The 13,485-nt window shown below is 40.0% G+C and carries 25 protein-coding genes, 1 other RNA gene and 1 pseudogene; 20 read left to right on the top strand and 7 right to left on the bottom strand.

Translation table 11 applies throughout. The features are described from left to right. Positions 1–148: 148 nt before the first annotated feature. A pseudogene (gene tnpA, locus PHA78_RS08010) lies at positions 149–612 on the top strand (IS200/IS605 family transposase). 143 nt (positions 613–755) lie between these two features. Here tnpA and PHA78_RS08005 read toward each other — a convergent pair. Further along, on the bottom strand, positions 756–1,349 hold the full coding sequence (locus tag PHA78_RS08005; RefSeq protein ID WP_024377438.1) for a TVP38/TMEM64 family protein: 594 nt from the start codon (positions 1,347–1,349) through the stop codon (positions 756–758). A gap of 109 nt (positions 1,350–1,458) precedes the next feature. Here PHA78_RS08005 and ssrA point away from each other — a divergent pair. Next, positions 1,459–1,806: a transfer-messenger RNA gene (ssrA, locus tag PHA78_RS08000) on the top strand. A gap of 137 nt (positions 1,807–1,943) precedes the next feature. On the opposite strand, the gene PHA78_RS07995 is transcribed toward ssrA, so the two are convergent. The 4 genes from PHA78_RS07995 to PHA78_RS07980 all read right to left on the bottom strand — a co-directional run bounded on the left by PHA78_RS07995 (position 1,944) and on the right by PHA78_RS07980 (position 5,955). Continuing rightward, positions 1,944–3,017 (bottom strand): tyrosine-type recombinase/integrase, encoded by a 1,074-nt coding sequence (locus tag PHA78_RS07995; RefSeq protein ID WP_099780102.1) that lies wholly within the window; start codon positions 3,015–3,017, stop codon positions 1,944–1,946. Positions 3,018–3,283: 266 nt separating this feature from the next. Beyond that, entirely contained in the window at positions 3,284–3,931 is a 648-nt protein-coding gene (locus PHA78_RS07990) for a type II toxin-antitoxin system PemK/MazF family toxin (protein ID WP_024378009.1), read from the bottom strand. 13 nt (positions 3,932–3,944) lie between these two features. Then, positions 3,945–4,691, bottom strand: a complete 747-nt coding sequence (locus PHA78_RS07985; protein ID WP_105157043.1) for a S24 family peptidase — start codon at positions 4,689–4,691, stop codon at positions 3,945–3,947. Between the two features lie 574 nt (positions 4,692–5,265). Continuing rightward, a complete protein-coding gene (locus PHA78_RS07980) occupies positions 5,266–5,955 on the bottom strand; it encodes a hypothetical protein (protein ID WP_024378011.1) in 690 nt (229 codons plus the stop codon). Between the two features lie 61 nt (positions 5,956–6,016). Between PHA78_RS07980 and PHA78_RS07975 the strand changes: the two genes are divergently transcribed. After that, positions 6,017–6,235, top strand: a complete 219-nt coding sequence (locus tag PHA78_RS07975) for a helix-turn-helix transcriptional regulator (protein WP_238139787.1) — start codon at positions 6,017–6,019, stop codon at positions 6,233–6,235. 119 nt (positions 6,236–6,354) lie between these two features. Here the strand turns inward: PHA78_RS07975 and PHA78_RS07970 are convergent, their stop codons facing one another. Beyond that, entirely contained in the window at positions 6,355–6,576 is a 222-nt protein-coding gene (locus tag PHA78_RS07970; RefSeq protein WP_029178447.1) for a hypothetical protein, read from the bottom strand. An 82-nt stretch (positions 6,577–6,658) separates the two neighbouring features. Here PHA78_RS07970 and PHA78_RS07965 point away from each other — a divergent pair, with 82 nt between their 5' ends. After that, a complete protein-coding gene (locus PHA78_RS07965; protein WP_004195135.1) occupies positions 6,659–6,880 on the top strand; it encodes a hypothetical protein in 222 nt (73 codons plus the stop codon). 14 nt (positions 6,881–6,894) lie between these two features. Then, entirely contained in the window at positions 6,895–7,032 is a 138-nt protein-coding gene (locus PHA78_RS07960; RefSeq protein ID WP_157756012.1) for a hypothetical protein, read from the top strand. On the opposite strand, the gene PHA78_RS07955 is transcribed toward PHA78_RS07960, so the two are convergent. Then, on the bottom strand, positions 7,029–7,247 hold the full coding sequence (locus PHA78_RS07955; protein WP_024378015.1) for a hypothetical protein: 219 nt from the start codon (positions 7,245–7,247) through the stop codon (positions 7,029–7,031). The two genes, PHA78_RS07960 and PHA78_RS07955, sit on opposite strands and share 4 nt — an antisense overlap. Before the next feature lie 68 nt (positions 7,248–7,315). Between PHA78_RS07955 and PHA78_RS07950 the strand changes: the two genes are divergently transcribed. The 15 genes from PHA78_RS07950 to PHA78_RS07880 all read left to right on the top strand — a co-directional run bounded on the left by PHA78_RS07950 (position 7,316) and on the right by PHA78_RS07880 (position 13,454). Beyond that, the gene (locus PHA78_RS07950) at positions 7,316–7,480 is read left to right on the top strand and encodes a hypothetical protein (protein ID WP_153308685.1); all 165 of its coding nucleotides are present in this window, start codon (positions 7,316–7,318) and stop codon (positions 7,478–7,480) included. A 13-nt stretch (positions 7,481–7,493) separates the two neighbouring features. Further along, complete coding sequence (locus tag PHA78_RS07945) at positions 7,494–7,673, top strand: hypothetical protein (RefSeq protein ID WP_141666655.1); 180 nt, start codon at positions 7,494–7,496, stop codon at positions 7,671–7,673. A 232-nt stretch (positions 7,674–7,905) separates the two neighbouring features. After that, a complete protein-coding gene (locus tag PHA78_RS07940) occupies positions 7,906–8,097 on the top strand; it encodes a helix-turn-helix domain-containing protein (protein ID WP_024378016.1) in 192 nt (63 codons plus the stop codon). Between the two features lie 81 nt (positions 8,098–8,178). Then, a complete protein-coding gene (locus tag PHA78_RS07935) occupies positions 8,179–8,481 on the top strand; it encodes a helix-turn-helix domain-containing protein (protein ID WP_029876246.1) in 303 nt (100 codons plus the stop codon). Further along, complete coding sequence (locus tag PHA78_RS07930; protein ID WP_024378018.1) at positions 8,478–8,735, top strand: hypothetical protein; 258 nt, start codon at positions 8,478–8,480, stop codon at positions 8,733–8,735. Before PHA78_RS07935 ends, PHA78_RS07930 begins: the two co-directional genes overlap by 4 nt. Continuing rightward, positions 8,716–8,910 (top strand): hypothetical protein, encoded by a 195-nt coding sequence (locus PHA78_RS07925; RefSeq protein WP_024378019.1) that lies wholly within the window; start codon positions 8,716–8,718, stop codon positions 8,908–8,910. The genes PHA78_RS07930 and PHA78_RS07925 overlap by 20 nt, the downstream gene beginning before the upstream one ends. Then, positions 8,907–9,032, top strand: coding sequence for a hypothetical protein (locus PHA78_RS07920; protein WP_257212218.1), 126 nt, complete (start codon positions 8,907–8,909; stop codon positions 9,030–9,032). The genes PHA78_RS07925 and PHA78_RS07920 overlap by 4 nt, the downstream gene beginning before the upstream one ends. A 52-nt stretch (positions 9,033–9,084) precedes the next feature. Beyond that, positions 9,085–9,450 (top strand): hypothetical protein, encoded by a 366-nt coding sequence (locus PHA78_RS07915; RefSeq protein WP_004194647.1) that lies wholly within the window; start codon positions 9,085–9,087, stop codon positions 9,448–9,450. A 258-nt stretch (positions 9,451–9,708) separates the two neighbouring features. Continuing rightward, positions 9,709–10,038: a hypothetical protein gene (locus PHA78_RS07910; protein ID WP_024378020.1), complete on the top strand. Its 330-nt coding sequence runs from the start codon at positions 9,709–9,711 to the stop codon at positions 10,036–10,038. 6 nt (positions 10,039–10,044) lie between these two features. Continuing rightward, complete coding sequence (locus PHA78_RS07905; RefSeq protein ID WP_099780097.1) at positions 10,045–10,185, top strand: hypothetical protein; 141 nt, start codon at positions 10,045–10,047, stop codon at positions 10,183–10,185. A 10-nt stretch (positions 10,186–10,195) separates the two neighbouring features. After that, a complete protein-coding gene (locus PHA78_RS07900) occupies positions 10,196–10,324 on the top strand; it encodes a hypothetical protein (RefSeq protein WP_014636676.1) in 129 nt (42 codons plus the stop codon). Further along, a complete protein-coding gene (locus tag PHA78_RS07895) occupies positions 10,324–10,503 on the top strand; it encodes a hypothetical protein (RefSeq protein WP_024378021.1) in 180 nt (59 codons plus the stop codon). Before PHA78_RS07900 ends, PHA78_RS07895 begins: the two co-directional genes overlap by 1 nt. Then, on the top strand, positions 10,500–11,411 hold the full coding sequence (locus tag PHA78_RS07890) for a recombinase RecT (protein ID WP_024378022.1): 912 nt from the start codon (positions 10,500–10,502) through the stop codon (positions 11,409–11,411). The genes PHA78_RS07895 and PHA78_RS07890 overlap by 4 nt, the downstream gene beginning before the upstream one ends. Further along, positions 11,411–12,625, top strand: a complete 1,215-nt coding sequence (locus PHA78_RS07885) for a DUF1351 domain-containing protein (protein ID WP_024378023.1) — start codon at positions 11,411–11,413, stop codon at positions 12,623–12,625. The genes PHA78_RS07890 and PHA78_RS07885 overlap by 1 nt, the downstream gene beginning before the upstream one ends. Then, positions 12,618–13,454 (top strand): PD-(D/E)XK nuclease-like domain-containing protein, encoded by an 837-nt coding sequence (locus tag PHA78_RS07880; protein WP_272157946.1) that lies wholly within the window; start codon positions 12,618–12,620, stop codon positions 13,452–13,454. Before PHA78_RS07885 ends, PHA78_RS07880 begins: the two co-directional genes overlap by 8 nt. The last annotated feature ends 31 nt before the right edge of the window (positions 13,455–13,485 follow it).

The following is a 13,485-nucleotide window of genomic DNA, read 5'->3' as shown; positions in this document are numbered from 1 at the left end:
ATGTGACTTTTAGTCCGTTACGCTCCATAAGGTGCGTGACAAATAAACCACCCGCTATGCGGGTGCGCGACGAAGGTTATACCAAAAAAACTCCAAACGCGATACAATAAAGGTGTTCAAGCCTATTGTAAAGCGAAAGGAGAAAAATATGGCGCAAAAGGCACATAGTTTATCACATACAAAGTGGCTGTGTTCTACCACATTGTCTTCACCCCTAAGTATAGACGAAAAATTATCTATAATCAATATCGAAGTAGTCTTGGAGAGATATTTCGACGATTGTGTAGTTATAAAGGTGTTGAAATTATCGAAGGTCATCTGATGCTGGATCATGTTCATATGTTAGTCAATATTCCCCCGCGGTTAAGTGTATCCAGTTTTATGGGCTATTTAAAAGGCAAGAGTGCTCTTATGATGTTTGATAAACACGCCAATCTCAAATATAAATTTGGCAATCGTCATTTCTGGGCAGAGGGATATTATGTAAGTACGGTTGGACTTAATGAAGCCACAATTAAGAAATATATACAAGAACAGGAAAAACATGATCTAGCACTTGATAAATTGAGTGTAAAAGAGTATGAAGATTCCTTTAGGGATAATGGCAAGTAGTACGAATGCCTCTTTAAGAGGCTAGTGACGAGTCAAAAGCAGTGAGGCTTGAACAAAGTGAAAGCCAGCGTCTTTAGGCGCTGGCTGGTGATGTGGGCTTATAGCCCTTGTTCAAACCACCCGTTTTCACGGGTGGTTATGACTTATCCTAACAATTGCTGCAACCATTGGCTGCCATAGATCCAAAAGAAGCTATAGGCCACAACTGAGAAAGGGCGACAAAGTAAAGTAATCATAATAAATTTCCGATAGCTCATGCTTGTTAATCCAGTAATCATCACCACTATGTCAGCTGGAGAAATGGGAGAAAGCATACAAAGAACAAAGAAAATTTCATAACTACGTTTATTATCAATTTTGCTTTCATATTTGTAAAACGTATCTTCAGACATGAAGAGGAGACAAAATTTCTTTCCATAGCGACGAGCCAACCAGAAAAGGATGATACTACCGATTGAAATTCCAAGATAATTGAGAAAGAATCCCCACCAAAAATGAAATACGAGGAAACCTACAACAGTCGTAACACCGCCTGGAATAATCGGAAATACAACTTGAATAATCTGAATAGCTAAAAAAGAGAGGCTACCTAAAGCACCTTGGCTTTTGATTAAATCGCTTAAGACATTTTGGTCGTTCAAAATGCCAATCTTATAGAGCCAAAACAGAAAAATAGCAGTCCCGATAAGGGTCAAAATACTTAATACTTGAATGGTTTTTTGCCAAAATTTATACATACTTTCATTTTACCATATTTCAAAATTTTTTTAAATTGTAAGGAAAATGTAAAATAATTTTGCTATTTATAAAAAATTCTGCTATAATAATTCCTGTATCAAATCCTACGGGGTTGTTACGGATTCGACAGGCATTATGAGGCTTGTTCTGCAACTCATCGGCAGATGTAAAAATGCCAGTTAAATATAACTGCAAAAAATACAAACACTTACGCATTAGCAGCTTAATAACCTGCCTGCGTGACCATTCGCGAATTGCTTGTGTTTGCTGATTGGTCTTAAAATAACAAGCTACGTTGGGATTGAGTCAGGCTGTTCCAAAAGAGATTTACTGACTCGCTTGGTCTAGGTTTGAGTTATGTATCGAGCCCAAGTTAAAGCAAGACATAACCTATGGTTGTAGACGAATAAGTTAGCAGGTGTTTGGACGTGGGTTCGACTCCCACCAGCTCCATATATGGTTTTCATAACTTTTTATAACTTGTCAAAAACGTTGTTAAATCAACGTTTTTTGTGTTTCGCGCTATCATAAATTATCACAATTTTTCATATAAGTGATACCCAAAGTGATACCCAAAACGTGAGAATGGCAACTTAAAAATCTAAGTATTTTGAAAATTTTTCTCCGATATTGTCCACTGCTGATTGGGTAATATGTGTATAAACATTCATTGTGGTCTTCATATCGGAGTGCCCCAATCTGTGCTGAACTTGTTTAAGTGTCATACCTGCATCAAATATTAAACTGGCATGAGTGTGGCGAAAACCGTGGATGTTAATCTCCGATAAATCTGTGCCCTCTATGATTTCAAGTAACCATCTTCTAGGGTCGGTAGGCGATAGAATGCCTCCTGTTTCACTCTCGAACAAGAGTGTACTGGTTGGATATTGTCGTTTTAACTCATGTAGAATTTGGTCTGTCTTATCGTCCAAGCTAATCAGACGTTCGCTAGAACTGTTCTTAGTTGGTCCTATTTCTTCGCCTGCAAAACCTCTTGTGACTGCTTTATTGATCCGCAAGGTTTTAGAGTAATGGTCGTCTTTATGAAGCGCACGAAGTTCGCCTTTGCGAATACCTGTAAAAGCCAGCACTCGGAAGAGGGCTATCTTGCGAATATCACCAGTTGCCTCTACTCTTTGCATAAACTCCTTTAATTCGTGCTTGTCGTAGAAGTCTTTGGTCGTGCTGACGGTTCGTTTTAGTTTCGGGGCTGTGACACTTTCTGCTGGACTGATGGCAATGAAGCCCATGCGTACTGCGTAGCGATATATCGTTTTGACCAAGCCTAATATCTTCCTGCCGTATTTTAATTTGGAACACCATTGCTGTGTATGGCTTTGTAGCTCCAGGGCTGTAATTTCAGAGATGCGCCTGTGTCCGATAGTTGGTGTAATGTGGTGTTTAATGTTCCTACTTGTTTTGATGTAGGTGCTTTCTGCTACCTCGGTTTCGTAGTTTTTTAGCCATTTCTCTGTCAGCTCTTGGAAGGTCATATCTCCTACAGGTCGGTCAATTTCTTCTTGCAAAGAAAGTATTGCCGCTCTGGCATCGGCCTTTGTTTTAAAATTGGCACGCTTGACGTATTTTCGTTTCCCGTCAACTACGCCAGCATACAGCGTGAATTTGTAATACGTTTTTCCGTTTTTTATATATGGTTTAATTTCCATTGTCATTCACCTCATTTTCTGTTAAAATGGGTATAGTAAAGAGACCTACTGCGAAGCAGGTTTTACTATACGGAATTACCCTACACTCAAGCTTTGGTCGGCGGAGAGTATAGGGAATTTTTTTTTGTAAAATAGCAAAAAAGCAGCCATGAAAAACATGACTGCCGTACGGTATGGGACTAAATCCCGAATGTAAACTTTATGAGGCTTTACCTCTAATACAGTCATATTTTATACTTTTTTTTGATTTTTGTAAAGTATTTTGGTTAGAAATACAATTCTTTAACTTTTGCGTTGATGGCGTCAAGAGTTTCTGGTGATACTTTTATCTTTCCTACAGGGTCTAAGGGGTTCTTTTTGAGTATCCTATCTTTGCTAATGGTTTGTAGGCTGTCGCATTTTGCGAATGATTGCTTGAGGTATTTACCATAGTAGTCGATGACTTCTTTTAGATTTGAAATGGTGAGTTGGAACTCCTCACTTGAAGTGTTTTCCTCAGTTATCTTCTGTTCTAGTTTAGCAAATTCTTTGTCTATGTACTTAAATGATTGTTGACCAATTATTTCTTGTAACGGAACAGTGTTGTCATTTTCTTTGGAAGTGATTGGGATGACTGTCAATGTCTTTTTGTACGGTGAATCTGTTTTATCAAGTACTATAGCCCAATGATTGTTTGATAACTCTCCACCAACGTTTACTCCAAATTCAACAAAGACTAGTGAACCACGATTAAACTTCCAATATTTCCTTTTGGGATTTTCTGCCTCGTAAAGATACTGCTCTGATTGTCTTTTGACAGCAGGGGCTAGGAAGCGGTATTTGGTGGAGGTGTGTTTTGCTTTGCCAAGTTTGTATAATTTTTCTACTTTGATGTAATTCTGTTTGGTATCCTCAAAGTATGGATTTTCTTTCATAAAAATCGCCTCCCTATCTCTCCCTATACACCTCCACGACTTCTCCAATAGTTCGGAAGTCGGTGTCTGCTGTGATGGGGATGTCGTCATAGTCTGGGTTCAGGCTGTGGAGGTAGGCACCTTGGTCTGTGATACGGAGTTGCTTGATGTAGGCGTCGCCGTTATAGGCAAATACTCCGATGTCGCCGTCAGATAGGTCTACGGATAGTTTGACGAATATATAATCGCCTGAGTGGTATTCTGGTTCCATGGAGTCTCCGTAGATGGGGACAACGAAGTCGGCGTCCACTTCAATAGGTAATTCGATTGTTTCAACTTTCACATCATTCAGATATTGACCTGTGCCAGCGGAAGCGGGTTGGTCGTAGTAGTTGTAGGTGTGGTAGGTGGCTTGAAGTTCGCTCACTGTATTCTTACTGTCTGTTACTGTATTTTGTTTATCTAGGAGTTCGCTAGAATAGCGTAGCACGTTTTTCTGGTTGGGTTCGGTTAATTGTACCATCTTCTCCGAAACCTGCTCTATGAGGCTGTTAGGGGCTGTGGTGGTGGATAATACAACCAAGTCTTCACCGAGTAGCACTGATTTTTTGATGTCAAATAACAACGCCATGGACTCTATGTTATCCATTAACGGTTTGTTTCTCCCTAATTCCCAAGCGGATACCGCAGTTGGAGCTACCCCTAGCTTTGAAGCAAGTTCTTTTTGTGTAAGTCTCGCTCTCTTCCTATAGAGTTTGATATTTTCTGCAAGTGTTGGCATAACATCACTCTTTCTATATATTATCGACTACATTATACACTTGAAGTGTAAAAAAAGCAAAAAATTTTGTACTTTTTGCAAAAAAATGTTGACGCTACACTTCAAGTGTAGTATAATATAGTCAAGGTTAAGGAATTAACCGAATCAAAACAGGAGGAAAAGCAAATGGTGGACATACTAAAAAGCCTAAAACCAGAAGAACTCGGGACAGTTCTAATAGTCCTAGGCTTAGTTCGAGAAGCAAGGCTCTGGCACAAACAAATACTAGAGCATAAAGCTTCAAATAAAAAGTAAGAGCTAGGGGCGAAAGCCCCAACCTCTTATTTGAGTATACCACCATTTGCCAAAGAAAGCAATGATCTATTGGTTAGCTGGTTTGTTGGTTTTGTCGTTTGTCATACGGCAGATTGTGAAGTGGAGAAAGAAGAAGTAAGGGCAGAAAGGAGCAGTCATGATAAGTGCTGAAGAAAAGCTACATCTAGATAAAAGATTACTGGATTTAGAAAATGAATCAAAAAAAGACAAAGCAACTATCGCATATTTGATAGGCCTTGTCCAAGGGTTGGATACTAAATTAACGGATATTGCGGATTTGTTGCAACATGGAACGGACCTGAGCGAATAAGGCTTCTAATCGAGCGGGGTTATCAACGCCTAGATCGAGCAATCGAGGGATGACTTTTTCGATTGGAAGTATCGTGGTATCAAACTGTCTTGTTTCATTATTCTTTTGAATGTTACGAGAAATGTTTGACACGTTGCTCTTGATTTCGTCTAGTTTACGTTCAACTTTTTCTTCGAAGGTTTGTTTTGGAAGATTTTCCGAATCGAAACTAAAATGGCTGACCATTTTTTGGATTCCGTCAATCGCATCTTGAATATTAATAGATGCTTCGCTGGGATAATCGGATTTTAATTGATAATGATGAACATAGAACGTTTTCATATCGAAAGGAATCGGTTCGTTATCATTCTCTTTTATACAGAAAAATGGTTTTCCAAGAGCTTTGCGGTATCCGAGTTCTAGAAATACGTTTGGGTTATTTGTAGTAATGTCAACAGCTACCAAATCTGCCTCTTCTAAATAGCGGAAGATTTCATCGTCCAATTTATCTGGTTTGAATAAAAGGTCCGCCCTGATAATATCAAACTCTTCTTCAAGAGCAGGTTCTAGGAAGCGAGTCATTACTTCATCTGAACGTCTTCTATCAGCAGAGATTTTTTCTCCGATAGGGGAAACAAAGAAACAAGTTTTTTTATCCATGAGATTTCATCTCCAATCGTTTTTATTTTATTATATCATATTTAGAAAGGGGTGAGGGGTATTGAAATGGACATTGGAACAAGCTCGGCTTCATCGAGGCATGACTCAGGAAGAGGTAGCCCGTGAGTTGAAAGTTTCAAGACAAACTTATCAAAACTACGAAAACTATAAAACAGCTATGCAGATTCCGGTTGGGTATTTGTTTAGCAGAATTGTAGAAATTCCATTTGATGATATTATTTTTTTTGATAGAAAACTACACTTGAAGTGTACAGATTAAACCAACCGAACTAGGAAGGAGGGAGGACAAAATGAGACCAAAACGGTATCCGTATAGACAAAAAGAGCCTACCAAGTTGATGGTAGACCCTAAGTTGAAAGCAAGACTTCTTCGTGATTCTAGTCTTGTAGAGCGTTTACTAGCTGAGCCAGTAATGCGACTGTGGTGTCAACGCTGAACTTGTGTCCAGCAATGACGCTGTTTAGAATAGCTTGTTTGACTTCGATGTCGATTGGGGAATCTTTCAGAACATCATTCAAGCTATTTTCGATATGAGGGATGCTGTCTTTGAATGTTTCTTTAGCAATTCTTGAAGCGTCCTCAATGGTTAATTTTGCCACAGCATTCTCCTTTCTGTGTTGATATATCAATTATATCACAGGAAAGGAGTACAGCTCTGCTATTTACGGAAAGGAGGAGGACATGTCAAAACAAAGATACGGTCGCCCAAGTACAGGGCAGAAAGGGAATAACCGTCCCACAGTGGTCATTAGTCGTGAGAACTACGACGAGGTAGACAGCTTGTCAATTGGTACAGGAATGAGCCGTAGTGCTATTATTGATTATTTTATCAGTGAGGGCTTGAAACGTGCTCGTATTGAAGAAGTTGTCATCAAGACTAAGCGTCTAGTTCTTGAGGACTAGAAAGGAGAAACAAGATGAATGAAAAACAAACATTTGCTACAACGGTGAATAAATACGCTAAAGATGTATTTGAAAAAGCGGATAAAAAAGACCCTGCGTCTGTCGTAGCAGTCGCAGAGTTAATTAAAGCAATGAAAGGGATTTTTTATTAGTAAACCCATTCAGTTGGAATATATGGTCTTACAGTAATGACTTGATCTAAGTTGAGCAGAAAACTTGTTTTATCTTTTCGTTCAACGACTTCAATCAAATTGTCATAACCTTTGTGTTCGTTAGCAACTTCTATCACAATTACCGTCTGACCATCACTCAATGTTAGTGCTAAAATTTGTTTTTGTTCTAGCATATCAACAATGTATTTTTTCATAATATTACCTCCTTTCTGTGTTTATTATAGCACGGAAAGAGAGCAACCAAACTAGAAAGGAGAAGGGGATGCGAAAAGTATTCGAGAGAATAGCAAAAAGCCTTGAGAATATTGTTGAATTACTCAAGGCTCAAGCTCAAGAACGTGCTGAATTAAAAGAAAAATTCGACACATTCGAGAAAATGTTAACGGACTTACGCAACAATCCATTTGGAATTAAAGAAAAGGAATAGCAAGGAGAAGAGGATGAAACATAATACGCAAGATAAATTTCTAGACCTGATGCAGACGGTTCTGGATGAAATAAAAAGCCCTGCAGATGACTACAACGCTCATTCGTTAAATAGTTGTCTTAGTCGTCTAACAGAGGCTTATCAAGTCTATCTGGAGGTTGTTCATCGTAGCTCAGATAGGAATTTACGATAGTACTCTTTGTACTTGTCGATTTGAACAAAATTGATGCGAGGGTGTGTTTCTTTTGTGAAGTCAGCGGTCATCATAGCTATAGCTAAGTCATGAGCTATTTGTTCTTTAGAAAGCATATATCTCTCCTTCCTTGTTGATAAGTTGATAATAACACAAATATATAGAAAGGTCTATATATAGAAATAATATCAGTCTAAAGACGGATATGGCACTATATATAGTGGTTTTGAAAATGTGGGAGAAAATCGAAGAACTCGCTAATGTCCGAGGAATGACTATCTACGCTTTAGCAAAGAAAGCAGGTATTAATTATACGATGTTGGCAGAACTAAAATCTGGGAAGAAGAAGGATATGATGTTTAGTAATGTTGTTAAAATTGCCAAGGCTCTTGATGTGAGTCTGGAGGAATTAGCAAAAAGTTAATAAAAATAGCCCCATGACGAAGTCAGGAGCTTACTAAAAAAATCACTTAAATTATAACACACGAAAGCGAGGTTTGACAAGATGGATGCAATGTTAGAAGCGTTTGAGGTCTTGAAGCAAGAGATTATCCAAGAAGTCTTGAGTGAAGTACGGAAAGAGCTTGCTATCGAGAGAAAACCCTCTCAGATGTCCGATAAAGCCATTGGTGTGAAGGAAGCTTGTGAAATCATGGGAATGAGCCGTAATCCGTTTATGGCAATTGTGAAGGCTGGGAAAATCCCTTATCACATGGCTGGAACTCATTTCCGTTTTGACCAAAGAGATATTGAATATTACAAAACAAAGATGAAAGTAAAGAAAAAAGTGAAGGGATTGAGTGCATGACAGAAGCAATTTTAACATTAGGAATTTTCGCTGTGCCGATGTTGGCAGTAGGCATTGTGGAACAGCGGAAAGCTGAGAAAAAGCGGATGTGTGAAGAATTTGAAGAAATTCGTCGCAGAGATTACCTGTATGGCTTTAAAGCAGGTATGGGGTATCAGAGTACCTGCGACATTGAAAAAGCTCGTAACGGGCTAAAGAGAGACGCTCAGCAAGTGGATAAGGAGTGGAAAAGATATGCAGAAATGGTTGGTTAATTTTTTAAAACAAGAAAAACCTGCTATCCCACGTCCGCTTTACACACTAGAACAGGAAAATCAAATATTGCATGACATGGTCCGCGAAATCGCTGAACAACGGAATGAATACCGTATCGAAAATCAGCGGTTGAGGGACAAAAATGCTATGTTGAGGAGGATTTTAGAAAGATGACAAGTCTGGTTAGATTGGAATTAATCGCTCAATCGTATGACCGATTTCTTCGGACAGGCGACATTGAACATCTTGAGGATGTAGAAAGGATTTTGGAATATGACGAACATGACAGCGATTGATAACACGTTTCAGCGAGGAATTGTTGGAGTTTAGGAGGAATGGTTATGGCTTATGCAGCATATTGCAAGAAATACACACGAAAACTACTCTAAAATAAATAATCACCCTGCTCAAAACAGCGAACTTAGTTTACAAGCTAAAGGGTTACTATTTGTGTTGATGTCGAACAAAGATACTTGGCGACCGTACATCGATCAACTTTCCAAACGCTCAAAGAACGGTCGAGAAGCTCATAGAAATGCCTTTGAAGAACTAAAAGACAGCGGCTATATACGTATCTACAGAAAAAGTCTAGGGAGAGGAAGAGGAATTCAGAACTACCCCTTAGTTTCCGACATCCCTATCACAGATAGCTATTGGGAGTACTGGAAAGAAAAGGTTGATGATGAGTTATCCACAGGTGAATCATCAGAGTGAATTTACAACTTACGGGTTTTACAAAGTTGTATTTTTCAAAAGTTGAATTTTACAAAGTTGTATTTTTCAAAAGTTGAAAAACCCGACACTAATAATAACTAAATAAAAATAATAACTAACTTAATAATAATCTAGGGGCTATCGCCCACTAATAAACAATAAGAGGCTAAAGCCTCTAACTAACTTAAAAACAAACTAATCGTTATATATAAATAATATATATAGGGATTTACAGAAGTTATCCACAGGAGGAAAAACATGAAACAAACAAACACATTTATCGTATTGAGAGATGAAAAAGGCGATTATTTAGCTAGTTACAAAAACAACGAACACGTTTTAGCATATTCGGCAGGTTGGTCGAGCGATGTTGAGGATGCTTTGAGAATACCAGAAGAATGGTATCACGGCGAGCACCGTGAGAAGTACTTGGCAATGGCGAAGTTGTTCAACGCTGAGCCAATCAAGGTGCAGGCAGAATATACCTTGACCACCTTGGATGGACAAGGGCCATCTGAACCAGTCAAAGATACTGAGGATGTCAAAGACTCAATCAAGAAGTTGCTTGATATTTTGACTAAGGACTAGTCAGCGATGAAATGGGAACTACGTGAAAATCTTGTCTGGCAACGTGCCACGGCAGGAGAGAAGGAAAAGCTACTGGATACAGGTCTAGCTGATAAGGCAGGATACATCCGCCTTGTCAGAGAGCTAGGTAGAAAGTATGTGGCCTAGGAGGTGCGACATGGACGGTACTTACCCATGGTTTGACTATGACCGCGACTATCTACAACCTGAGGAACCAAGACAGGTACATGATCCTGATGAATGGGTGTTCAGAGGCGGTCAATGGATTTATGTAGGGGATGCATAATGACAGAGGAATTACTAGATACAATCCGACGGCTGAGGTGTGATTATTTCCACCTGGGCCGAGAGCTGGGCGAGATTATCAACGAACAACAGGACTTGATACTTGCCTTGAAACGAGAAAACGAACGCTTAAAGCGTGAGAAATGGAATTTGAAACAGACGAAAAGGAGAAAGAAATGAGTAATCTTGCAGTTGTTCAAAAAGATATTACAGATGCCGTGAATGCGAAAGTGTCGCAGATGCAGAACGAAGGCTTGGTAGTAGCACCAAACTACGCACCAGCAAATGCTTTGAAGTCAGCATTTTTTGCCATGACCAACAGCCCAAGCGGGAACTTGCTTGAAAAGTGTTCGAAAGAAAGTATTGCCAATGCCTTGCTTGACATGGTTGTTCAAGGGTTAAGTCCAGCAAAGACTCAATGCTACTTCATTCCATATGGGAATACATTAAAAATGACACGGTCCTACTTTGGGACTATGAAGGTTGTCAAGCAACTGTCCAACGTGAAAGATATTTGGGCAGAGGTGGTCTTTGAAGGGGATGTGCTTAAAATTCGTAACGATAATGGGCGCAAGGTTCTTGAAAGCCACGAAACAGATTGGACCAACCAAGATAACGCAATTATCGGTGCTTACTGCATCATTGAAAAAGTGGACGGTGAGCGCATTTTGACAGTTATGACCAAGAAAGAGATTGATCGCAGCTGGCAACAGTCGAAAAATAAATCTGTCCAAAATGCCTTTCCTCAAGAAATGGCCAAGCGTACTGTTATCAATCGTGCAGCCAAGCAATTCTTCAATACGTCGGATGATAGTGACATCTTGATTGAAGCTGTTAATCGGACAACTGAAAATGAATTTGATAACAATCATCAAATCAAGGAAGCAGAGCCAGTTCAATCAGCTGGGCAGGATATCCTGGATAAGATGACCGGAAAGACTGCTGCTGAAGAATCTGCTGAAGATGCAACGATTTCCGAAGTGGAAACCGTTGAAGAAGCAGGAGCAGATATTTCCAAAATGGAAACAACCGAGCAGATTATTGATGCTGAAACAGGCGAAATCTTAGACGAGGAGGAACCATTTTAATGTCTGAAGAACTATCTCTATTTGACAATCTGGAAAGTATGGCACCGGCTCCGACTGCGACAGAATTAGATTTTGACTTCGAATTTACACCAGCCGAAATCACGATTGTTGGCAAGGAGCTACTGGAGCAAGCCTTAGCTGCCTATACTAAAAAATACGAAAATTATGCTGTTACTGCCGAAACATTCGAAGACGATGCCAAGGTTCGAGCCGAATTGAATAACCTGCAGAAAAAGGTCAAGTCAGCTGTTAAAGATAAATTGGCAGATTACAACAAGCCCATCGACGAAGTTAAGGCTTGGGTGGACGGCTTGTTGGAACCTATTGTCAAAATCGGCAAGTCGATTGACGAAGGTGTGAAGGCGTTTGAAGAGCAGGAACGACTTAAACGCGCCAAAACCATTGAGGAACTATTCCATAAAGCTATTGCAAGCATAGGAAAAGACATTGACATCCGTTTGTTCAGCAAGTATTTTGATGAGTTTTCTAAGAAGACATGCTTCATGGCTGACAATGTTCGTCCCAATAAAGCCACAGTCGATATGGTTGCCAGCTTGGTAGAGGAAGAAGTGGCCAAGAAGGAAGAATATGAGTCAGCTTTAATAAAAATAACAGAGGCGGCTGCCAAAGCAGACTTTGGTCCAGCTCCTTACGTACGTAATTTTGAACAAGGAGCAAGCCTGGCTGATATCTTACAGGCAATCGCTGATGACAAGGCTTTGGCAGATAAGACCCGTGAGGAAGTTAGGCGCAAGCAACAACTGGCAAAACGGATTGAAGAGCTGACTGCTATCGCAGAGAGTAAAGGTCTGAACCCGAAGAAGTATGCCGATATGCTCGAATCAGGGGTATCTGCACTAGCCGTCCACGAAGAACTTGTCAATGACGCAAGAAAATGGCAAGAAGAGCAGGACCGAATGGAACAGGAATTCTTAGCTCAACATGGAGCTATTTGTGGAAATGCTCAAAATCGCCCAAATTCTGACGAAATTCAACGAGAAAATGCGTCAGAGGGTAAATATACCTCCGAACAGAAAAACGCGTCAGAGGATAAAATAGAGCTGAATAAGAAGGTGGTCAAATGGCAAGGTGATTTCAGAATTACTTTCCCAGACGGAGAGACCGCTAAGTTATTCGGTGGTCCAGGTGGTTTGTATGAACAACATGGGATAGTTGTTGAGAAATTAGGGGAGTGGACGAAAATAAATGACTAAACTAACTGAGGAGAATTACTATCAAGACCGTCAATGGCTTTCAAATTCTCGCTTTAAGGCTTATATGGACTGCGAAGCGAAAGCTAAAGCCATTGATGACAAGGAGTGGACGGACAAGCGTGATGATACGGCTTTGCTTGTCGGAAATTACGTTCATACCTACTTTGAATCCGAGGAAGCTCACGCTAAGTTTGTTGACGCCAACAAAACTAGGATGATTTCGAGTCGTGGTGCGACCAAGGGCGAGCTGAAGAAAGAGTTCCAAGTCGCCCAGAACATGATAGATGCTCTGAAAGATGACAAGGATTTCTTGCCTCTCTATCATGGCAACCCAGGCGATGATGTCCGCAAGGAAATGATTTTAGAAGGCGAAATCTTCGGTATCAAGGTCAAGGGTAAGGTGGATAGTATCAACTTGACTGAAGGCTATTTTGTGGATCTAAAAACTATGAAGACCATTCGTGGTCTTGAATGGTCTGATGTCGAACGAAAGAAAATCCACGGAGCTGCTGCCAACATTTTAGGTTTCCGCTACGATGTCCAGCTGGGGCTGTATCAGGAATTGTTACGACAAATGGGCTATTCAAATTTTGTACCGTTCGTCGTCGCTGTAAGCAAGGAAGATGTGCCTGACAAAGCAGTTATCACACTTTCACAGTATCGCTTGGATGAAGGCCTGCAATTCTTCGAAAATAACGTTGAGCGTGTTGCAGGTATTATTGCAGGCGAAATCAAGCCGAAAGATTGCGGGAATTGTGACTATTGTCGAAGTAAGCGAACTTTGGATCGCGTAATCAATCTGGATGATTTGATCGCAGGGATATTTTAAAAAAATGTATTTTAACAAGCTGGGTATCCTT

This window comes from Streptococcus sp. HN38 (genome assembly GCF_028335765.1).
In the GTDB taxonomy this organism is placed as follows: Bacteria; Bacillota; Bacilli; order Lactobacillales; family Streptococcaceae; genus Streptococcus; species Streptococcus suis_P.
The sequence above is the reverse complement of the archived record's forward strand: the minus strand, read 5'-3'. Positions and strand labels throughout refer to the sequence as shown.